Below are 20,987 nucleotides of genomic sequence, written 5' to 3' on the forward strand. Positions count from 1 at the left end.
GTACCGGCGCTCCCCCACCCCGGGGGCGACCCAGCGCAGTGCCCGGCCCACCAGCCACCCACCCACCACCCCGTTCAGCGAAGCCGGTGTCCGCTCCCGGCTCCCCCAGACGCCCTGTGCCCTCACACAGGTACGCCTTCGGAGGCAGCCATGAAGGAAATCCTCGACGCGATCCTCAGCTCCGACAGCACCTCGGCGGACTTCGCCCACGTGAAGCTGCCGGAGTCCTACCGGGCGGTGACGCTCCACAAGGACGAGGAGCAGATGTTCGCGGGCCTCGACAGCCGCGACAAGGACCCCCGCAAGTCCCTCCACCTCGACGAGGTCCCGCTGCCCGAACTCGGCCCCGGTGAGGCCCTGGTCGCCGTCATGGCGAGCGCGGTGAACTACAACACCGTGTGGAGCTCGATCTTCGAGCCGGTCTCCACCTTCGGCTTCCTGGAGCGCTACGGCCGGCTCTCCCCGCTCACCAAGCGCCACGACCTGCCGTACCACGTGCTCGGCTCGGACCTGGCCGGCGTGGTGCTGCGCACCGGCGCCGGGGTGAACGCCTGGAAGCCGGGCGACGAGGTGGTCGCGCACTGCCTGTCCGTCGAGCTGGAGTCCTCCGACGGCCACAACGACACGATGATGGACCCGGAGCAGCGGATCTGGGGCTTCGAGACCAACTTCGGCGGCCTGGCCCAGCTGGCGCTGGTGAAGACCAACCAGCTGATGCCCAAGCCCGCCCACCTGACCTGGGAGGAGGCCGCCTCCCCCGGCCTGGTCAACTCCACCGCCTACCGCCAGCTGGTCTCGCGCAACGGCGCGGGCATGAAGCAGGGCGACAACGTGCTGATCTGGGGCGCCAGCGGCGGCCTCGGCTCGTACGCCACCCAGTACGCGCTGGCCGGCGGCGCCACCCCGATCTGTGTGGTCTCCAGCCCGCAGAAGGCCGAGATCTGCCGCGCGATGGGCGCCGAGGCGATCATCGACCGCTCCGCCGAGGGCTACCGGTTCTGGAAGGACGAGCAGCACCAGGACCCGCGCGAGTGGAAGCGCTTCGGCGGGCGGATCCGCGAGCTGACCGGCGGCGAGGACGTCGACATCGTCTTCGAGCACCCCGGCCGGGAGACCTTCGGCGCCAGCGTCTACGTCACCCGCAAGGGCGGCACCATCGTCACCTGCGCCTCCACCTCCGGCTACATGCACCAGTACGACAACCGCTACCTGTGGATGTCGCTCAAGCGGATCGTCGGCTCGCACTTCGCCAACTACCGCGAGGCCTGGGAGGCCAACCGCCTGGTGGCCAAGGGCAGGATCCACCCGACCCTCTCCAAGGTCTACCCGCTGGAGCAGACCGGCCAGGCCTCGCTCGACGTCCACCGGAACAAGCACCAGGGCAAGGTCGGCGTGCTCTGCCTGGCCCCCGAGGAGGGCCTGGGCGTGCGCGACGCCGAACTGCGCGCGCGGCACCTGCCGGCGATCAACCTCTTCCGCGAGCTCGACGAGCGAAGCATCCAGCCCAGCCGCGACATCTAAGGCGACCCGATGACCGATCAGAAGCGCGACCGGCCCTGGCTGATGCGCACCTACGCCGGGCACTCGACGGCCAAGGACTCCAACGCGCTGTACCGGCGGAACCTCGCCAAGGGCCAGACCGGCCTCTCGGTGGCGTTCGACCTGCCGACCCAGACCGGCTACGACTCCGACCACATCCTCGCCCGCGGCGAGGTCGGCCGGGTCGGTGTGCCGGTGGGCCACGTCGGTGACATGCGGACCCTGTTCGACGGCATCCCGCTCGAACAGACCAACACCTCCATGACGATCAACGCCACCGCGATGTGGCTGCTGGCGCTCTACCAGGTGGTCGCCGAGGAGCAGGGCGCGGACATCGCCAAGCTCACCGGCACCACCCAGAACGACATCGTCAAGGAGTACCTGTCGCGCGGGACGCACGTCTTCCCGCCCGGGCCGTCGGTGCGCCTGATCACCGACATGATCGCCTACACGGTCGGGAACATCCCGAAGTGGAACCCGATCAACATCTGCAGCTACCACCTCCAGGAGGCCGGGGCCACCCCGGTCCAGGAGATCGCCTACGCGATGTGCACGGCGATCGAGGTGCTGGACGCCGTCCGCGACTCCGGCCAGGTGCCGGCCGAGCGGATGGGCGAGGTCGTCGCCCGGATCTCCTTCTTCGTCAACGCCGGTGTGCGCTTCGTCGAGGAGATGTGCAAGATGCGGGCCTTCGGCCGGCTCTGGGAGAAGGTCACCCGGGAGCGGTACGGCATCGAGGACCCCAAGCAGCGCCGGTTCCGCTACGGCGTGCAGGTCAACTCGCTCGGCCTGACCGAGGCGCAGCCGGAGAACAACGTCCAGCGGATCGTGCTGGAGATGCTCGCCGTCACGCTCTCCAAGGACGCCCGCGCCCGCGCCGTCCAGCTGCCCGCGTGGAACGAGGCGCTCGGCCTGCCCCGCCCGTGGGACCAGCAGTGGTCGCTGCGGATCCAGCAGGTGCTCGCCTACGAGTCCGACCTGCTGGAGTACGGGGACATCTTCAACGGCTCCGAGGTCGTCGAGGCCAAGACCGCCGAGCTGCTGGCCGGCGCCGAGGCCGAGATCGCCAAGGTGCTGGAGATGGGCGGGGTGATCCCGGCCGTCGAGTCCGGCTACCTGAAGTCCAATCTGGTCGCCTCGCACGCGGCCCGGCGGGCCCGGATCGAGTCCGGCGAGGACAAGATCATCGGGGTCAACTGCTTCGACACCACCGAGGAGAGCCCGCTGACGGCCGACCTCGACACCGCGATCATGGTCGTCGACCCGGCCTCCGAGCAGTCCGTGCTGGCCGCACTGGAGGCCTGGCGCGGGAAGCGCGACGAGGCCGCCGCGCTGCGCGCCCTGGAGGAGCTCAAGGCCGTGGCCGGCACCGACGAGAACCTCATGGCGGCCACCCTGGCCTGCGCCCGCGCCGGGGTGACCACCGGCGAGTGGTCCTTCGCCCTGCGCGAGGTGTTCGGCGAGTACCGCGCGCCCACCGGCGTCGGCGGCGCCCCGGTCGCGGTCGCGGCCGAGCCCGGCGGCGAGCTGGCCGCCGTCCGCGAGGCCGTCGCGGCGACCGCCGACGAGCTGGGCGCCGGCAAGCTGCGCCTGCTGGTCGGCAAGCCCGGCTTGGACGGGCACTCCAACGGCGCCGAGCAGATCGCCGTCCGGGCCCGCGACGCCGGGTTCGAGGTGGTCTACCAGGGCATCAGGCTGACCCCCGAGCAGATCGTCTCGGCCGCCGTCGCCGAGGACGTCCACTGCGTGGGCCTGTCCATCCTCTCCGGCGCCCACTCGGAGCTGGTGCCGGACGTGCTGCACCGGCTCCGCCGGGCCGGGGTGGAGGATGTCCCGGTGATCGTGGGTGGCATCATCCCGGCAGCGGACGGCGAGGCCCTCAGGGCCGCCGGCGTCGCCGCCGTGTTCACCCCGAAGGACTTCGGCATCACGACCATCATCGGCCGGATCGTGGACGAGATCCGGCTGGCCAACAGGCTCCAGCCCTGGACGCCCGCCCCGGCCACGACCACCGGCTGACCCGGAAGGACCCCACCCAGATGACTCTCAACCGCCTCCGCCCGCGCCGCTCCTGCCTGGCCGTGCCGGGCAGCAACCCGCGCTTCCTGGAGAAGGCCCAGGGCCTGCCGGCCGACCAGGTCTTCCTCGACCTGGAGGACGCCTGCGCCCCGCTGGTCAAGGAGAGCGCCCGGCACACCATCGTCGACGCCCTCAACAACGGCGACTGGGGCGGCAAGACCCGGGTCGTGCGCGTCAACGACTGGACCACGCACTGGACCTACCGCGACGTGATCACCGTGGTCGAGGGCGCCGGCCCGAACCTCGACTGCATCATGCTGCCGAAGGTCCAGGACGCCGAGCAGGTGCGGGCGCTCGACCTGCTGCTCACCCAGATCGAGAAGACCATGGGCTTCGAGGTCGGCCGGATCGGCATCGAGGCGCAGATCGAGAACGCCAAGGGCCTCATCAACGTCGACGCCATCGCCCAGGCCTCGCCCCGGCTGGAGACCATCATCTTCGGCCCGGCCGACTTCATGGCCTCGATCAACATGAAGTCCCTGGTGGTCGGCGAGCAGCCGCCCGGCTATCCGGCCGACGCCTACCACTACATCCTGATGCGCATCCTGATGGCCGCCCGCGCCCACGACCTCCAGGCGATCGACGGCCCCTACCTCCAGATCCGCAACCAGGAGGGCTACCGCGAGGTCGCCGGCCGCGCCGCCGCGCTCGGCTTCGACGGCAAGTGGGTGCTCCACCCGGACCAGGTCGCCGCCGCCAACGAGATCTTCTCGCCCTCCCAGGAGGACTACGACCACGCCGAGCTGATCCTCGACGCCTACCACTGGTGCACCTCCGAGGCCGGCGGCTTCAAGGGCTCGGCGATGCTCGGCGACGAGATGATCGACGAGGCCAGCCGCAAGATGGCGCTGGTCGTCTCCGGCAAGGGCCGCGCCGCCGGTCTGCAGCGCACCTCCAAGTTCGAGCCCCCGCAGGCCTGAGACCCCAAGGACCACTGAGATGCAGTTCGGACGCACCTACGAGGAGTTCGAGGTCGGCGCGGTCTACAAGCACTGGCCCGGCAAGACGGTCACCGAGTACGACGACCACCTCTTCTGTCTGCTCACCATGAACCACCACCCCCTCCACATGGACACCAACTACGCGGAGCGGACGACGGACTTCGGCAAGAACGTCGTGGTGGGCAACTACATCTACTCGCTGCTGCTCGGCATGTCCGTCCCGGACGTCTCCGGCAAGGCGATCGCCAACCTGGAGATCGAGTCGCTGCGGCACATCGCGCCGACCTTCCACGGCGACACGATCTACGGCGAGACCACCGTGCTCGACAAGTGGCCGTCCAAGTCCAAGGACGACCGCGGCATCGTGTACGTCGAGACCAAGGGCTACAAGCAGGACGGCACGGTCGTCTGCGTCTTCCGCCGCAAGGTGATGGTGCCGACCGCGACGTACATCGAGGCGCGCGGCGGCGAGCAGCCCGCCCGCCCGACCCCGCTCGCCTGAGCCCTCCCGCAGGTCTCGAAACCCCTCAGGACCCCGGACGGGCCGGCCGCCGTCATCGGCCGTGCCCCCACCCGGTTCACGGGGGCTCCGCGGAGCCACGCCCGCGGAGCCCCCGTCCACTCCCCCCACTCCGCTTTCCAGGCATGACAGGAGCCGCACGATGGGACGCCTCGCGCAGACCGACGGCCTCACCGAGATCCAGCGGGACATCCTCGCCACCGTGCGCGAGTTCGTCGACAAGGAGATCATCCCGGTCGCGACCGAGCTGGAGCACAAGGACGAGTACCCGACGGCGATCGTCGAGGGCATGAAGCAGCTGGGGCTGTTCGGCCTGACCATCCCCGAGGAGTACGGCGGCCTCGGCGAGTCGCTGCTCACCTACGCGCTGGTGGTCGAGGAGATCGCCCGCGGCTGGATGTCCGTCTCCGGCATCGTCAACACCCACTTCATCGTCGCGCACATGATCAACGCGCACGGCACCCAGGAGCAGAAGGACTACTTCCTGCCGAAGATGGCGGCCGGCGAGATCCGCGGCGCCTTCTCGATGTCCGAGCCCGGGCTGGGCTCCGACGTCGCCGCGATCAGCACCAAGGGCGTCAGGGACGGCGAGTTCTACGTCCTCAACGGCCAGAAGATGTGGCTGACCAACGGCGGCACCTCCACGCTGGTCGCGGTCCTCTGCAGGACCGACGAGGGCGGCTCCACCCCGTACAAGAACATGACCACCTTCCTGATCGAGAAGACGCCGGGCTTCGGACCGAACCCGACCGTCCCCGGCCTCACCGTGCCCGGGAAGATCGAGAAGATGGGCTACAAGGGCGTCGACACCACCGAGCTGGTGCTCCAGGACGTCCGGATCCCGGCCGACCGGATCCTCGGCGGGGCGCCCGGCCGCGGCTTCTACCAGATGATGGACGGCGTCGAGGTCGGCCGCGTCAACGTGGCCGCGCGCGGCTGCGGCGTCGCCCGCCGCGCCTTCGAGCTGGGCATCTCCTACGCCCAGCAGCGCACCACCTTCGGCAAGAAGATCGCCGAGCACCAGGCGATCCAGTTCAAGCTCGCCGAGATGGCCACCAAGGTCGAGGCCGCCCACCAGATGATGGTCATGGCCGCCCGCAAGAAGGACGGCGGCGAGCGCAACGACCTGGAGGCGGGCATGGCCAAGTACCTCGCCTCCGAGTACTGCAAGGAGGTCGTCGAGGACGCCTTCCGGATCCACGGCGGCTACGGCTTCTCCAAGGAGTACGAGATCGAGCGGCTCTACCGGGAGGCCCCGATGCTGCTGATCGGTGAAGGTACTGCGGAGATCCAGAAGATGATCGTCGGGCGCCGGCTGCTGGAGGAGTACCGCATCGCGGAGTGAGGACTCCGCTGAGCGGAACTCGCGGCCGGTCCGTGAGACCGCCGGTCGACGGGCGTGCGGGCCCGTCCCGGCTCCGCGCCGTGCCCCGCCCCCGCCGCCTGGTCCGCCCCGGGGGCCGGCACGGCCGCTCCGAAGCGGCCGCAGGGCGTACAGCTGCTGTCACGCGCCCTGCGGCCGCTTCGGCCTCCCCTCAGCACGCCCTCGACGGGCCCGCGCCACGCCGTCACCGCTCCCTCGACACGCCCTCGACGGGCCCTCTACGGGCAGTGACGGGGCGACCGACCGGGCGGTCCTGAGACAAGAGTCACCAGCTTCGCCCGGTCCCTTGGGAACCGGGGCGGGGCGAGCTACGGTCGTATACAAGGGGGCGCACCGGCGCCTCTCGCAGGTCACATGAACGAGCAGGCGGGTTGCCCACCCACCGTGTGCTCCCGATAGCATCCACCGGGACAGCAAGACGTCCCTCTATTACCCGATCCCGCGGTGGCCCCCGTCCAGCGGCCATGATCCCCCGCGACAAAGGTCTTCGATGCCCATCAGCCCGTCCCCTCACACCTCCGTCACGGACCGCGACGCCCGCGCCGCCACGACGGCCGGTCGGCGACCCCGCGTGACCATCGCGCGCGGAGCCACCCCCTGGTTCGTCCCCACCCTCGCCACGGCCGCCGTGACCACCGCCCTCACCCGGCGCAGTGGCAAGTGGGCCCTGGCCGCGGTACCCGCCTGTGCGCTCGGCGCCGGCATGCTGTGGTTCTTCCGCGACCCCGAGCGTGAGATCGGCACGGGCAGAGTGATCTCCCCCGCCGACGGCGTGGTCCAGAGCATCGACGCGTGGCCGGACGGCCGGACCCGCGTGGCGATCTTCATGAGCCCGCTCAACGTCCACGTCAACCGGGCGCCCCTGCCCGGCGAGGTGACCTCCGTCGAGCACGTGCCCGGTGGCTTCGTGCCCGCGTTCAACAAGGACAGCGACCAGAACGAGCGGGTCGTCTGGCACTTCGACACCGAGCTCGGCGACATCGAGATGGTCCAGATCGCGGGCGCCGTGGCGCGTCGCATCGTGCCGTACGTCGACGCCGGTACCAAGGTCGAGCAGGGCGAGCGGATCGGTCTGATCCGGTTCGGGTCCCGGGTCGACACCTACCTGCCGGCCGGCGTCGAGGTCGGCGTCGAGGTCGGCCAGAAGACCACCGCCGGGGTGACGCGCCTTGACCGTGACTGATCCTGAGACGATCGTCGGCCTGGACGACGAGGAGACGGCCCTGCGCCGGCGTCGCTGGGCCCGCGACCGCGAGCTGCGCGCGCCGCGCTCACCGCAGCACCTCTCCACCGCCGACTTCCTGACCCTGGGGAACGCCGTCTGCGGCTTCCTGGCGATCTACTCGATCACCACCGGGGTGCTCGTCCCGCACATCACCAACCCGGACGCCGCGCCGGACAAGCACAGCGCCGCCACCGCGGTGACGCTGCTGCTGATCGGCTCGATGTGCGACCTGTTCGACGGGCTGGTGGCGCGCAAGCTGCGCTCCTCCGCGCTCGGCGCCGAGCTCGACAACCTGGCCGACCTGATCAGCTTCGGCATCGCGCCGGCCTACTTCGTCGCGGTCTGGGGCATGGTCTCGCCGGGCTCCAACAGCCGGCTCTCGGCGCTGATCGCGCTGACCGTGCTGCTCGCGGTGGTCCTGCGGCTGGCCCGCTTCTCCGCCGTGAAGATGCGGCCCGGGGTGTTCCAGGGCATGCCCTGCCCGATGGGCGCGATGACGGTGATCGCCATCGTGCTGCTCGACCCGCCGTTCCTGCCCGGTCTGCTCGCCATCTTCGGCGCCGCGTACCTGATGGTCAGCCGGATCGAGTACCCCAAGCCGCAGGGGCTGCTGGCCACCGCCACGCTCTGCTGGATCGTCGTCTCGATCGGCTGCCTGGCGGCCTGGGCGACCGGTCTGCCGGGCGGCGACAACCTGATGCACATCGGCGCGTTCGCGCAGATCGCGCTCGCCGCGATGGCGCCGCTGCTGGTGATCCGCCGCAAGGTGGGGCAGAAGGTCGGCGACGTGCGGGCCCGCCGTGCGGAGTCGCGGATCGGCTGAGCCGCCGCCGCGGACCCGCCGACCGGACATGTGGAAGGGCCCGGTTCCCCTCGGGGAGCCGGGCCCTTTCGCATGTCCTGGTGCCATGTCCTGCTGCTATGTCCTGGTGCGGCCGCTCAGGCGCCGCCGCGGTGGACGCTGAAGGCCGAGCGGCGGGCCGCGCGGGCCACGGCCGGGTCCGGGTGGACGCCGGAGACGGCGGTCAGCACCGAGGCCGCCCGGGGGTGCCCGGACTGCCGGGCCCGGGCGAACAGCCGGACCGGGTCACCGGCCGAGGCGCCCTCGACGTGGCCCACCAGGAGTTCCGTTTCGCCGTGGTCGAGCACGGCCGCGGCGGTGTCCACCCAGAGCCAGGCGGCGTCCTCCGCGCCCAGCACGTCGGCCGGGGAGACCTCCTCGTCCGAGCGCTCGGCCAGCCAGAGCAGCGCGTACGGGCGCAGCACCGGCTCGTCGACGGCGGCCCGGACGGCCTGCTCGGCGGTGGATCCGGCCACCCGCAGCGCCTCGAAGGCCAGACCGCGCAGCAGCGCGTCCTCGCCCTGGGCGGCCTCCAGCAGCTCGGCCACCGCCCGGTCGGCCGGGCGGGCGGCCAGCCAGGCCCGGTACTCGGCGCGGGCCGGGCCGGGCGAGTAGTCGGCGCAGGCGCTCAGCAGCTCCAGCGCGCTCTGCTCGATGTGGCCGGCGGCGGTCTGCGCGACGGTGCAGATCTCCTCCAGCTTGGCCCGCACCGCCCAGTGGCCGAGCGGGGAGAGCTCGGCCGCGTTGTCCCGGCGGACCAGGGCGCCGACGGCGGCCAGGCCGTCCAGCATCCAGTCCAGGACGGCGGCGACGTCGGCGGGCGAGGCCGGGGTGTCGATCTGCGGCTCGCGGCAGGTGCCGCGGACGGCCGAGACGGCGGTGGCCGCGTGCGGGACGGGCGAGACGCCGAAGGCGCCCTCGCCGCCGCCCACCCGGCGCTCGTCCAGGCCGCGCCGGAGCAGCTCCAGCAGCTCGACGTCGGCGACCGGGCCGTCCACCAGGTGCAGGAAGGAGAGCAGCTGCGGGGCCTGGTCGACGGCCTGCCCGGCGAGCAGCGCGAACACGCCGCGCAGGGCGGCGGGCGGCACCGGGGCGAGCAGCGTCCAGGCGTCGAACAGCGCCGACCAGCCGCGGACCACGGCCTCGTCGTCGTGCTCCCAGGCGTGCAGGCGCCAGCCGGGGACGGCGCCGCCGTCCCGGGGCTCGACCAGGCCGACCAGCAGGGCCTGGCCCCAGGCCTTGGCCGCGGCGCCCACCGTCATGGCGAGGGCGCGGCCGGCGGCGCGGGCGTCGTCCGGGAGCAGCTCGCCGCGCTTGTCGACCTCGTCGAGGTCGCCGGCCCAGCGGGCGATCCGGACGGCGTCGACCAGCATGCGGCGGGCCAGCGGGGCGAGTTCGGCGGGTGCGGGGAAGCCCTCCGGCACGGGGACCCGGCCGCGGCCGGGTGCGGGGGCGGGGCCTCGTCGGCGGGGTACGCCCTGGCCCCCCGGCCTCGCGCCGGCGGGGCGGTGGGCCGTTCCGGGGAGACGGGTCACCGTCGCACCGGTACCGATCGTCGGCGGGAGCGGGGCATCACGGTCGCGCGGATTCCGAGACGTCACGTCGAGCAGTCTTCCCCTTGTACCGGCCATCTGTCACATCCGGTTCTCCGCGCGGGGCGGGCGGAGGGCGCGGGGCCTCGACAAGATCGGGCAACAGAGCCCAAACCGACTGGCTTGATCTTTGTGACGGGTGCATGCCAGGTCAGAGAGTAGGGGCGGACGGGTGGTCCGTACGAGGTCCCTTGCGGCCCGCGCGCCGATCGCGGACCGTCCACGCTCCCCCGGCTCCCCCCGGCTCCCGTGCCCCGCGGGCCACGGCGGGCGACGACGGGACACGGCGGCCTGGGTCGGGCGCGGGGCCGGGGCCCGGGGTCAGGCCCGGGGTCAGCAGAAGGGCGTGAGCCAGCGGCGCAGCGTCTCGGCGTAGCGGTCCGGGGCGGCGTTCCACAGGGCGGCGTGGTCACCGCCGGGGAAGGCCTGGAGGTTCACCAGCTCCGGACGGCGCGCGGCCAGCCGCTCGGCGGCCCCGAACGGCGCCACCGGATCGTCGGGGCCGTGCAGCACCAGGGTGGGCACGCGCAGGTCGGCGCCCTCGGCGAGGCGCGCGAAGTCGGCCAGATCCACGCCGGTGCGGCCCTGGGCGGCCAGCGCGCCGAGTTCGGCGGCCGCGCCCCGGAAGCCGGCCCGGGCGGCGCCCCGGCGGGCGGTGGCCGGCCAGTCCAGGACCGGGGAGTCCAGGACCAGGCTGCTGATCGAGGGGGCGTAGTCGGACCGGGCGGCGGCCTGCAGGGCCATCGTGGCGCCCAGCGACCAGCCGTAGAGGATCACCCGGCCCGCGCCGCTGTCCAGGGCCAGCCGGATCGCCGCCTCGACGTCCCGCCACTCCGTCTCGCCGAAGTGGCCGAGGCCGTCCGGGGAGGCCGGCGCGCCCGCGTCGCCCCGGTAGCTGACGGCCAGCGCGGGCAGGCCGAGCCGCCGCAGGACGGGGAGGACCGGCAGGGTCTGGGAGCGGTCGGCGTCCGGGCCGTGCACCAGGATCACCCAGGTGCCGCGCTTGCCGTCGAGCCACCAGGCGGGCAGCGCGCCCAGCTCGCCCTCGACGGCGGTCTCGCCGAAGGTCAGGCCGAGCGCCGCGGCCGGGTCGCCGAGGTAGACCCGCGGGGTGAAGCGGACCTCGGTGCCGGGGGCGAGGGTGCCGCGGTCGGCGCGGACCAGACGGCGGGTCACCCCCTGCTCGTCGCGGTGCAGCACCTCCTCGACGACGGCGTGCCCGTCCTGGCCCCACTCCACGGCCCAGCGGCCGGGGCGCTCGCTCAGCGGGCTCCGGGTGAAGGTGATCCGGCCCGCGCCCAGGCTCTGAACGACCACCGGGCCGGTCCGCTCCCGGACGCCCGCGGCCGGGCGGACCATCCGCTCCGAGGCCCGGCGGCCGATCACCAGGACGGCCGCCCCGGTGCCGACGGCGGCGGCCGCCACGGTGGCCGCGATTCCCCAACGCATACTCGCTCCCCGCTGATCGGTGTCTGGACCCACTCCACAGCCCAGTCCACTCGGCGGGGCGGGGCGGGGCCAGCAGGACACGGCCGTACGGGTTGTCACGCTAGGAAGGTCACACCGGGAATGTCACCACCGCGGGCCCGCCCCGGCCGGAAGACGCCGGAACGGCCGGATCGGACCGGGCGGGATCGGACCGCAGGACGGCGGCGAGGTCCGCCCGGTCCACCCGCACGATCCGGCCGATCGCGTCGGCCCGCGCCTGTCGGCGGGCGCGGAGGCAGCGACGGGAAACGGCGGGCGCCGGGCGGGGTCCGCCGTGTGACCAACCCCTCCGCGACCTCGGTTGACTCCCGGATCGGGCCCGTGATGGGATCCTTCAGCCATTACGGAGGCATGCAGAGGAAGCCGGTGCGAGTCCGGCGCGGTCCCGCCACTGTCACCGGGGAGCACGACCGGAACCAGCCGCAGCGAGCCGTCAGAAGCCGCCGGAGGGCCCGGGAGCGCGTCCGACCCGGAAGCCAGGAGACTCTCGCCCCCGGTACGTCGATCCAGGGCGCGGACCCTGAGTGAGGACACGCACGCGATGCAGGCTGCCCCGCCGGGCCCGAACCCACCCTCGACGACGCCGCGCAGCGTGCCGTGCGCCCGCTGACCCGGGCCGCCGCGTTCGGCGCGGGCGCCGTCGCCGGATACCTGGCCGACGCCCGGTTCGGCGATCCGCGCCGCGGCCACCCGGTGGCCGGCTTCGGCACCGCGGCCGGCCGGCTGGAGCAGCGGCTCTGGCGCGACCACCGCGCCGCCGGCGCCGTCTTCACCGCCCTCTGCGTGGGCACCGTCGCGGCCGGCGCGCTGGCCGCGGACCGGCTGCTGGCCCGCCGTCCGCTCGGCCGGGCCGCGCTGGCCGCCGCCGCGACCTGGACGGTGCTCGGCGGCGCCTCGCTGACCCGGGAGGCCCGCACCGTCGGCCGTTCGCTGACGGCCGGTGACCTGACGGCGGCCCGGGAGCGGCTGCCGCACCTGTGCGGACGCGACCCGAGCGGGCTGGACGAGCGGCAGATCGCCCGCGCGGTCGTCGAGTCGGTGGCCGAGAACACCGCCGACGCCGTGGTCAACGCCCTGGTCTGGGGCGGGCTGGCCGGCACCCCCGGGCTGCTGGCGTTCCGCGCGGTGAACACCCTGGACGCGATGGTCGGCCACCGCTCGCCGCGCTACGCCCGGTTCGGCTGGGCCTCGGCGCGGCTGGACGACGTGGCGGGCTGGCCGGGCGCCCGGCTGACCGCGCTGCTGACGGTGGCCGCCGCCCCCGAACCGCGCACCGCCTGGCGGGTCTGGCGGCGGGACGGCTCCGCGCACCCCAGCCCGAACGCCGGCCAGGCCGAGTCGGCGTTCGCCGGCGCGGTGGGCGTCCGCCTCGGCGGGACCCTCCGGTACGGCGAGCGCACCGAGCACCGGCCGGTGCTGGGCGAGGGGCTGCGGCCGGTCGGGGTGGACGACATCGAGCGGGCGTGCGTGCTCTCCCGGCGGGTGAGCGCGCTGGCCCTGGGTACGACGGTCGCCGGGCACCTGCTGCTCCAGGCCGCACTGGGCAGATCGGGCAGGCTGGGCAGGTCGGGCGGTCCGGGCAGTCCGGGCGGTCCGGGCAGTCCGGCCCGGAAGGCAGCGAGCGGGAGAAGGGGCGGGGCATGAGCAAGGCACTGCTGGTCGCCGGGACGACCTCGGACGCCGGCAAGAGCGTGGTCACCGCGGGCATCTGCCGCTGGCTGGCCCGGCAGGGCGTCGCGGTCGCGCCGTTCAAGGCGCAGAACATGTCGCTGAACTCCTTCGTCACCGCGGACGGCGCCGAGATCGGCCGCGCCCAGGCGATGCAGGCGCAGGCCGCCCGGGTCGAGCCGGAGGCGGCGATGAACCCGGTGCTGCTCAAGCCCGGCGGGGACGGCCGCAGCCAGGTGGTGCTGCTGGGCCGCCCGGTCGCCGAGGTCGGCGCGCTGGACTACCGCGAGCGCAAGCCGGTGCTGCTGGAGCGCGCCCTGGAGTGCCTGGCGGACCTGCGCCGCCGCTTCGACGTGGTGGTCTGCGAGGGCGCGGGCTCGCCCACCGAGATCAACCTGCGCGACCGGGACATCGCCAACATGGGCCTGGCCACCGCCGCCGGGCTGCCGGTCGTCGTGGTCGGGGACATCGACCGGGGCGGCGTCTTCGCGGCGATGTACGGGACGCTGGCGCTGCTGTCGGCCGAGGACCAGCGGCACGTGGCCGGCTGGTTCGTCAACAAGTTCCGCGGCGACGCGCGGCTGCTCGCCCCCGGGCTGGAGATGCTGCGCGAGCTGACCGGCCGTCCGGTGCTCGGCACCCTGCCGATGCTGCCGGACCTCTGGCTGGACGCCGAGGACTCGCTGGACCTGTCCACCGTCGTCGACCGGACCGCCGCGCGCGGCCCGCTCGGCGCCGACGTGCTGCGGGTCGCCGTGCTGCGCTTCCCCCGGCTGTCCAACTTCACCGACCTGGACGCGCTCGTCCAGGAGCCCGGTGTGCTGGTCCGCTGGGCGACCCGGCCGGAGGAGCTGGCCGACGCCGACCTCGTCGTCCTGCCCGGCACCCGGGCCACCGTGGCCGATCTCGCCTGGCTGCGCGAGCGCGGCCTGGAGCCGGTGCTGAAGGCGCGGGCGGCGGCCGGGCTGCCGCTGCTCGGCGTCTGCGGCGGCTACCAGATGCTGGCGCGCTCGATCGTCGACGAGGTCGAGTCGAAGGCGGGCGCGGTGGACGGCCTCGGGCTGCTGCCGACGCAGGTGCGGTTCGGCGCGGAGAAGGTGCTCGGCCGCCCCGTCGGCGAGGCCTACGGCCAGCGCGTCGAGGGCTACGAGATCCACCACGGCGTGGTCACCGTGGAGGCCGGGGAGCCGTTCCTGGACGGCTGCCGGGAGGGCTCCGTCTGGGGCACCACCTGGCACGGGGCGCTGGAGAACGACGGCTTCCGGCGCGAGCTGCTGCGCGAGGTCGCGGCGGCGGCCGGCCGGGCGTTCGTCCCCGCGCCGGACACCTCGTTCGCCGACGCGCGGGAGGCCCGGCTGGACCGGCTGGGCGAGCTGATCGAGGAGCACGCCGACACCGACGCGCTGTGGAAGCTGATCGAGGGCGGGGTGCCGGCGGCCGGATCGCTGCCGACCCTGGCGCCCGGAGCCCCTGGAGAACACGCATGAGTGACGTCCGATACCCGTTCACCGCGATCGTCGGCATGGCCGACCTGCGGCTCGGCCTGCTGCTGAACGCCGTCTCCCCGGCGGTCGGCGGGGTACTGGTGCGCGGTGAGAAGGGCACCGCCAAGTCGACGATGGTGCGCGCGCTGGCCGGGCTGCTGCCGTCCATCGCGACCGTCGACGGCTGCCGCTTCGCCTGCGACCCGGCGAGCCCGGACCCGCAGTGCCCGGACGGCGCGCACGCCGGCGCCCCGGCCTCCGAACGCCCGGCCCGGCTGGTCGAGCTGCCGGTCGGCGTCTCCGAGGACCGGATCGTCGGCTCGCTGGACCTGGAGCGCGCGCTGTCCGAGGGCGTCAAGGCGTACGAGCCGGGGCTGCTCGCCCGAGCGCACCGCGGCGTGCTCTACATCGACGAGGTCAACCTGCTCCAGGACCACGTGGTGGACCTGCTGCTGGACGCCGCCGCGATGGGCCGCTCCTACGTGGAGCGCGAGGGCGTGTCGGTGCGGCACGCGGCGCGCTTCCTGCTGGTCGGCACGATGAACCCGGAGGAGGGCGAGCTGCGGCCGCAGCTGCTCGACCGGTTCGGCCTGACGGTGGAGATCGCCGCCACCCGGGAGCCGGTGGAGCGGGCCGAGGTGGTCCGCCGCCGACTCTCCTACGACGCCGACCCGGCCGCCTTCGCCGCCCGCTTCGCCGAGGACGAGCGGGCGCTGGCGGCCCGGATCACCGCCGCCCGCGCCCTGCTGCCCTCGGTCGAGCTGACCGACACCGCGCTGCGTCAGATCACCGCCGTCTGCGCGGCGTTCGAGGTGGACGGGCTGCGCGCGGACATCGTGATGGCCCGCACCGCCGTCGCCCTGGCCGCCTGGGCGGGCCGCACCGAGGTGCTGGCGGAGGACGTCCGCAAGGCCGCCCAGCTGGCCCTGCCGCACCGGCGGCGGCGCAACCCCTTCGACGCCCCCGGGCTGGACGAGGAGCAGCTGGACCGGGTGCTGGAGGAGCAGGCCCAGCAGGAGCCGGAGCCGGAGCCCGCGCAGGCCGAGGAGGCCGACTCCCGGGAGCCCGAGGACGACCCGGACGGCGAGGGCGGCCCGGACGGGCCCGACGGCGACGGCCCGCAGGACGGCGGCCCCGACGGCGGCGGTGGCGGCGCACCGGAGCCGACCGGCCCGGACGGACCGCCGGAGGGGGCCGCGGACGCGCCGGCCCCGGACGACGCCCCCGCCCCGCAGCCCGTCCCGCTGCAGCCCCCCTCCCCCGCCCGGGAGACCGCGCCGGTCGCGGCCGGCGACCCGTACCGCACCCGGCTGTTCGCGGTGGACGGCACCGGGCGCGGCGCCCAGGGCCGCCGCTCCCCCGCCGAGACCGACGGCGGCCACACCATCCGGGCCCGCCGCCCGCGCGGCCGGCTCGCCCGGCTGCACCTGAGCGCCACGCTGCGCGCCGCCGCCCCGCACCAACTGGCGCGCGGGCGGTCCTCGCGGGCGCTGGTGCTGCACAAGGACGACTTCCGCGAGCAGGTGCGCCAGGGCCGGGAGTCCAACCTGGTGCTGTTCGTGGTGGACGCCTCCGGCTCGATGGCGGCCCGGCAGCGGATGACCGCCGTCAAGGGCGCGGTGCTGTCGCTGCTGATGGACGCCTACCAGCGCCGGGACAAGATCGGCATGATCACCTTCCGGGGCGCCGGGGCCGAGCTGGCGCTGCCGCCGACCTCCTCGGTGGAGGTCGGGGCGGCCCGGCTGGAGTCGCTGCCCACCGGCGGGCGCACCCCGCTGGCGGAGGGGCTGCTGCGGGCCCACGAGGTGCTGCGGGTCGAGCGGCTGCGCGACCCGGACCGCCGCCCGCTGCTGGTCGTGGTGACCGACGGCCGGGCCACCGGCGGGCGGGACGCCATCGCCCGGTCGCTCCGGGCCGCCGGGCTGCTGGCCGGGCAGGGCGTGGCGAGCGTGGTGCTGGACTGCGAGTCCGGCCCGGTCCGGCTCGGCCTGGCCCGTACGCTGGCCGGCCGGCTGCGTGCCACCTCCGTGAGCCTGGACGAGCTGCGCGCCGACGGCGTCGCCGCGCTCGTCCGCGAGAACCGTCCGACCTCCTCCACTGCTTCTGCTTCTGCTTCTGCTTCTGCTTCGCGAAAGGCGGCCTGAGCCGACATGCCCAAGGGTGTCCCCGAGAGCGTCCCCGACGACGGTCTGACGACCCGTCAGCGCCGTACCCAGCCGATCACCGCCGTGCACACCGGCCCCGGCAAGGGCAAGTCCACCGCCGCCTTCGGCATGGCGCTGCGCGCCTGGAACCAGGGCTGGCCGGTCGGGGTGTTCCAGTTCGTGAAGTCCGCCAAGTGGAAGGTCGGCGAGGAGAACGCGCTGCGCGTGCTCGGCGCCTCCGGCGAGGGCGGCACCGTCGACTGGCACAAGATGGGCTCCGGCTGGTCCTGGATCCAGCGCACCGGCGAGATGGAGATGGACAGCGAGGCGGCGGCCAAGGAGGGCTGGGAGCAGGTCAAGCGCGACCTCGCCGCCGAGACCTACCGCTTCTACGTGCTGGACGAGTTCACCTACCCGATGCACTGGGGCTGGATCGACCCGGCGGAGGTGGTGGCCGTACTGAAGGACCGTCCGGGCAGCCAGCACGTCGTCATCACCGGCCGGTACGCGGCCGAGGCGCTCACCGACTACGCCGACCTGGTCACCGAGATGACCAAGGTCAAGCACCCGATGGACGCCGGACGCAAGGGCCAGCGCGGCATCGAGTGGTAGCCGTCGGGCGGTAGGCGTCGGGCGGTAGGCATCGCCTGGCGGGCCGTACGCGGTGGCGTACCGCGTACGGCCCGCCACACCCCGGGACCAGCGAGAGAAGCAGCAGCACGTGAACATCCCCCGTCTCGTCGTCGCGGCGCCCTCCTCGGGCGCCGGCAAGACCACCATCGCCACCGGCCTGATCGCCGCGCTCGCCGCGCGCGGACTGGCCGTCTCCCCGCACAAGGTCGGCCCGGACTACATCGACCCGGGCTACCACGGCCTGGCCGCCGGCCGGCCGGGCCGCAACCTGGACGCCTTCATGTGCGGGCCGGAGCGGATCGCCCCGCTCTTCCTGCACGGCGCGGCCGGGGCGGACGTGGCGGTGGTCGAGGGCGTGATGGGGCTGTTCGACGGCGCGTCCGGGCGCGGCGAGCTGGCGTCCACCGCGCATGTGGCGAAGCTGCTGCGGGCGCCGGTGGTGCTGGTGGTGGACGCCTCCTCGCAGTCCCGCTCGGTGGCGGCCCTGGTGCACGGCTTCGCCTCCTGGGACCCGGAGGTCCGGCTGGCCGGGGTGATCCTCAACCGGGTCGCCTCCGACCGGCACGAGCGGCTGCTGCGCGAGGCGCTGGAGGAGGGCTCCGGGGTGCCGGTGCTGGGCTCCGTGCGACGCTCGGCGGCCGTCGCGACGCCGTCCCGGCACCTGGGGCTGATCCCGGCCGTGGAGCGCTCGGAGCAGGCGCTGCGGGCGGTGGCCGACATGGGCGAGCTGGTCGCCGCCTCGGTGGACCTGGACGCGGTGCTGGCGCTGGCGCGCACGGCCCCGCCGCTGGACGCCGAACCGTGGGACCCGGCGGGCGAGATCGCCGCGCTGGGCGCCGCCTCCGCGCTCCCGACGGCGCGGCCTGCCTCACCGCCGCGGATCGCGGTGGCCGGGGGTGCGGCGTTCTCCTTCTCGTACGCCGAGAACTCCGAGCTGCTGACCGCCGCCGGCGCCGAGGTCGTACCGTTCGACCCGCTGCACGCCGAGGCCCTGCCGGAGGGCACCGCGGGCCTGGTGATCGGCGGCGGCTTCCCCGAGCTGTACGTCCGGGAACTCAGCGCGAACGGTCAACTGCGCACCGCGATCGCCGCGTTCGCCGCCTCGGGCGGCCCGGTCTCGGCCGAGTGCGCCGGACTGCTCTACCTCGGCCGGGAGCTGGACGGCCTGCCGATGTGCGGGGTGCTGGACACCTCGGCCCGGATGACCGAGCGGCTGACGCTCGGATACCGGGAGGCGGTCGCGCTGCACGACTCCCCCGTCGCGCCGACCGGCACCCGGGTGCGCGGGCACGAGTTCCACCGGACGGTCTGCGAACCGGGCGCCGGCGAACGGCCCGCCTGGGGCTGGCGGTTGCCGGACGGCCCGCGCACCGAGGGGTTCGCGGGCGGCGCGACGGGCGCGGCGAACGTTCACGCTTCGTATCTGCACCTGCACTGGGCGGGATCCCCGCAGCTCGCCGCCTCCTTCGCGGCGGCCGCCGCGGCGTACCGGGCCGGCTGAGCGGGGCCGCCGCGGATCCGACGGCCCTTCGGGTCTGGTTTTTTGGCCGTCCGGAGCGTCAGAATGGTGACAAACAACCGCATATCGCCCTTTTCGCAACCGGTACCGGCCAGACCCGACCGCCTTTCAACGAGCCGACCGATTGCCGGCGACCGCCTACTCGACGGGGCGCCGAACACGCCCCTGCGGCGCGGCACACGCCCCGGCGGGGTGAACAGGCTCGAAGGAGCCGTCACCATGCGTTACACATTAACCCCGCTGCATCACCGTCCCACCCCCCACCACCTCCCGCACGCCTGCCCCGTCCCGCTCTCCCCGACCGCGCTGGACGAGCTCCAGGACGAGTACCGCGACCTGATCGCGGCCCAGCGGCTCCCTGACAGCATCTCCTTCGGCGAGTACTACCGTGTGCTGCGCACCCAGTGGCGCGGCGAGAACGTCGTCGGCCTCGACGACGGCGCCCTCCGCCCCGGCCCCCGCACCGGCGCCCAGCTCATCGACCACCCGTCCGAGAAGCTCAAGGGCGTCGTCCCCACCCTGGTGCTGCTGGTGGACTTCCCCGACCAGCCGCACGACCCGGCCCACACCGTCGAGCACTTCCAGGAGTTGCTGTTCAGCTCCGGAACGTTCCCGACCGGCTCGATGCGCGACTACTACCGCGAGGTCAGCGGCTTCGACCCCGCCGCTCCGGGCGGCAAGGGCATCGACGTCCAGGGCGAGGTGCACGGCTGGTTCCGGCTGCCGCACCCGCTCTCCTTCTACGCCAACGGCCTGTCCGGCCAGGACTCGGACGGCTTCCCCCAGAACGAGGTCGGCATGGCCGCCGACGCCTTGAAGATCGCCCGCGACAAGGGCGTGCCGTTCCCCAAGACGCTGGACGTCCTGGACGAGGGCATCGTCACCGCGCTGTTCATCGTCCACGCCGGACGCGGCGCCGAGGCCGTCCCGAAGATCGAGCGGCCGGGTGCCCTGTGGAGCGCCAAGTGGAGCTTCACGCCCGGCTTCCCGGTCGGTCCGGGCCTGGAGATGCAGACCTTCCTCACCGTCCCCGAGGACTGCCGGGTCGGCGTCTGCTCCCACGAGTGGGGCCACCTGGCCGCCCGCTGGGCCGACTTCTACGACACCGGCGACCCGAACGCGGAGGCGGTCTCCAGCGGCCTCGGCAACTACTGCCTGATGGCCTCCGGGTCCTGGGGCGGGCCGGACAAGGCGCACGCCGGCGACCGGCCGGTGTACCCCAACGGCATGCTCCGGATGTTCCACGACTGGATCCGGCCGAAGAAGATCACCAACACGACCAAGGACATCGTCCTGCGCCCCGTCGCCGAGGGCGGCGACACCCTGCTCGTCCGCAGCCCGCGGATGACCCCGAAGCAGTACATCGTGGTCGAGTACCGCCGCAAGAGCGGCCAGGACGCCTTCCTGCCGGACGAGGGCATCGCCGTCTACGTGGTGGACGAGTCCATCGACAACGTCAACGACGAAACCCACCTCGCCATCGAGCTGATGCAGGCCGACGGCCGGCGCGACCTGGCGGACGCCGTCTTCCCCAACCGCGGTGACGAGGACGACCTCTACCCGTCCCTCGGCAACGAGCGCCTCGGCGAGCACACCAACCCGCCGCTGAACGAGCCGAACGGCCAGTGGAGCGGCGTCACCCTGGAGGTGGCCGGCACCCCCGGCGACGACCGCATGGAGGTGAGCGTCACCGTCGAATGAGGCACCCACCCCCGACACCCGGAGCGCCCCCACAGCACACCAGGACGATCGCCGCCCTGCCCCCCCGTGCCGCGCGGCCCCGACGGTGGCTCCGTCGGAGCCACGCCCGGCACGCAGAGTAAGGCCGGACCGGGCAAGCGGCGGCGATCAGGCCAACGCCCCGCCCCGACCCCGAAAGACGGCCGCGGCGGGGCTCCGCCGTGCCGGGCGTGACGGGCGGTCGGGTCAG

Annotated in this window: 15 protein-coding genes and 1 riboswitch; of the genes, 13 read left to right on the forward strand and 2 right to left on the reverse strand. The window is 73.9% G+C overall.

Going from position 1 to position 20,987, the window contains the following annotated elements:
- Window positions 1-150 precede the first annotated feature (150 nt).
- From ccrA to ACFP3U_RS22210, 7 genes are all read left to right on the forward strand, one after another.
- Window positions 151-1,521, forward strand: a complete 1,371-nt coding sequence (gene ccrA, locus ACFP3U_RS22180) for a crotonyl-CoA carboxylase/reductase (protein WP_380227350.1) — start codon at window positions 151-153, stop codon at window positions 1,519-1,521.
- Between the two features lie 9 nt (window positions 1,522-1,530).
- The gene (locus tag ACFP3U_RS22185; protein WP_380227351.1) at window positions 1,531-3,558 is read left to right on the forward strand and encodes a protein meaA; all 2,028 of its coding nucleotides are present in this window, start codon (window positions 1,531-1,533) and stop codon (window positions 3,556-3,558) included.
- A 20-nt stretch (window positions 3,559-3,578) separates the two neighbouring features.
- On the forward strand, window positions 3,579-4,538 hold the full coding sequence (locus tag ACFP3U_RS22190) for an HpcH/HpaI aldolase/citrate lyase family protein (RefSeq protein WP_380227352.1): 960 nt from the start codon (window positions 3,579-3,581) through the stop codon (window positions 4,536-4,538).
- A 19-nt stretch (window positions 4,539-4,557) separates the two neighbouring features.
- Window positions 4,558-5,061, forward strand: coding sequence for a MaoC family dehydratase (locus ACFP3U_RS22195; protein WP_380227353.1), 504 nt, complete (start codon window positions 4,558-4,560; stop codon window positions 5,059-5,061).
- Window positions 5,062-5,221: 160 nt separating this feature from the next.
- Window positions 5,222-6,424, forward strand: coding sequence for an acyl-CoA dehydrogenase family protein (locus ACFP3U_RS22200; protein WP_380227354.1), 1,203 nt, complete (start codon window positions 5,222-5,224; stop codon window positions 6,422-6,424).
- Window positions 6,425-6,953: 529 nt separating this feature from the next.
- A complete protein-coding gene (locus ACFP3U_RS22205) occupies window positions 6,954-7,646 on the forward strand; it encodes a phosphatidylserine decarboxylase (RefSeq protein WP_380227355.1) in 693 nt (230 codons plus the stop codon).
- The gene (locus ACFP3U_RS22210) at window positions 7,633-8,511 is read left to right on the forward strand and encodes a CDP-alcohol phosphatidyltransferase family protein (protein ID WP_030305816.1); all 879 of its coding nucleotides are present in this window, start codon (window positions 7,633-7,635) and stop codon (window positions 8,509-8,511) included. Before ACFP3U_RS22205 ends, ACFP3U_RS22210 begins: the two co-directional genes overlap by 14 nt.
- A 116-nt stretch (window positions 8,512-8,627) precedes the next feature.
- Here ACFP3U_RS22210 and ACFP3U_RS22215 read toward each other — a convergent pair whose 3' ends face one another.
- Window positions 8,628-9,953, reverse strand: coding sequence for a hypothetical protein (locus ACFP3U_RS22215; RefSeq protein WP_380227356.1), 1,326 nt, complete (start codon window positions 9,951-9,953; stop codon window positions 8,628-8,630).
- A 501-nt stretch (window positions 9,954-10,454) separates the two neighbouring features.
- Window positions 10,455-11,570, reverse strand: coding sequence for an alpha/beta hydrolase family protein (locus ACFP3U_RS22220; RefSeq protein ID WP_380227357.1), 1,116 nt, complete (start codon window positions 11,568-11,570; stop codon window positions 10,455-10,457).
- 369 nt (window positions 11,571-11,939) lie between these two features.
- Window positions 11,940-12,118, forward strand: a riboswitch (cobalamin riboswitch).
- A gap of 88 nt (window positions 12,119-12,206) precedes the next feature.
- Here ACFP3U_RS22220 and ACFP3U_RS22225 point away from each other — a divergent pair.
- The 6 genes from ACFP3U_RS22225 (at window position 12,207) to ACFP3U_RS22250 (ending at window position 20,758) form a co-directional block, all read left to right on the forward strand.
- Window positions 12,207-13,253, forward strand: coding sequence for a cobalamin biosynthesis protein (locus ACFP3U_RS22225; protein WP_380227358.1), 1,047 nt, complete (start codon window positions 12,207-12,209; stop codon window positions 13,251-13,253).
- Window positions 13,250-14,764, forward strand: coding sequence for a cobyric acid synthase (locus tag ACFP3U_RS22230; RefSeq protein ID WP_380227359.1), 1,515 nt, complete (start codon window positions 13,250-13,252; stop codon window positions 14,762-14,764). Before ACFP3U_RS22225 ends, ACFP3U_RS22230 begins: the two co-directional genes overlap by 4 nt.
- Entirely contained in the window at window positions 14,761-16,905 is a 2,145-nt protein-coding gene (locus ACFP3U_RS22235; protein ID WP_380227360.1) for a putative cobaltochelatase, read from the forward strand. Before ACFP3U_RS22230 ends, ACFP3U_RS22235 begins: the two co-directional genes overlap by 4 nt.
- Window positions 16,906-16,911: 6 nt before the next feature.
- Entirely contained in the window at window positions 16,912-17,517 is a 606-nt protein-coding gene (gene cobO, locus ACFP3U_RS22240) for a cob(I)yrinic acid a,c-diamide adenosyltransferase (RefSeq protein WP_380227361.1), read from the forward strand.
- Window positions 17,518-17,626: 109 nt separating this feature from the next.
- Window positions 17,627-19,039: a cobyrinate a,c-diamide synthase gene (locus ACFP3U_RS22245; RefSeq protein WP_380227362.1), complete on the forward strand. Its 1,413-nt coding sequence runs from the start codon at window positions 17,627-17,629 to the stop codon at window positions 19,037-19,039.
- A gap of 237 nt (window positions 19,040-19,276) precedes the next feature.
- Window positions 19,277-20,758: a M6 family metalloprotease domain-containing protein gene (locus tag ACFP3U_RS22250; protein ID WP_380227363.1), complete on the forward strand. Its 1,482-nt coding sequence runs from the start codon at window positions 19,277-19,279 to the stop codon at window positions 20,756-20,758.
- Window positions 20,759-20,987 lie beyond the last annotated feature (229 nt).

Source organism: Kitasatospora misakiensis (assembly GCF_042656005.1).
In the GTDB taxonomy this organism is placed as follows: Bacteria; Actinomycetota; Actinomycetes; order Streptomycetales; family Streptomycetaceae; genus Kitasatospora; species Kitasatospora misakiensis.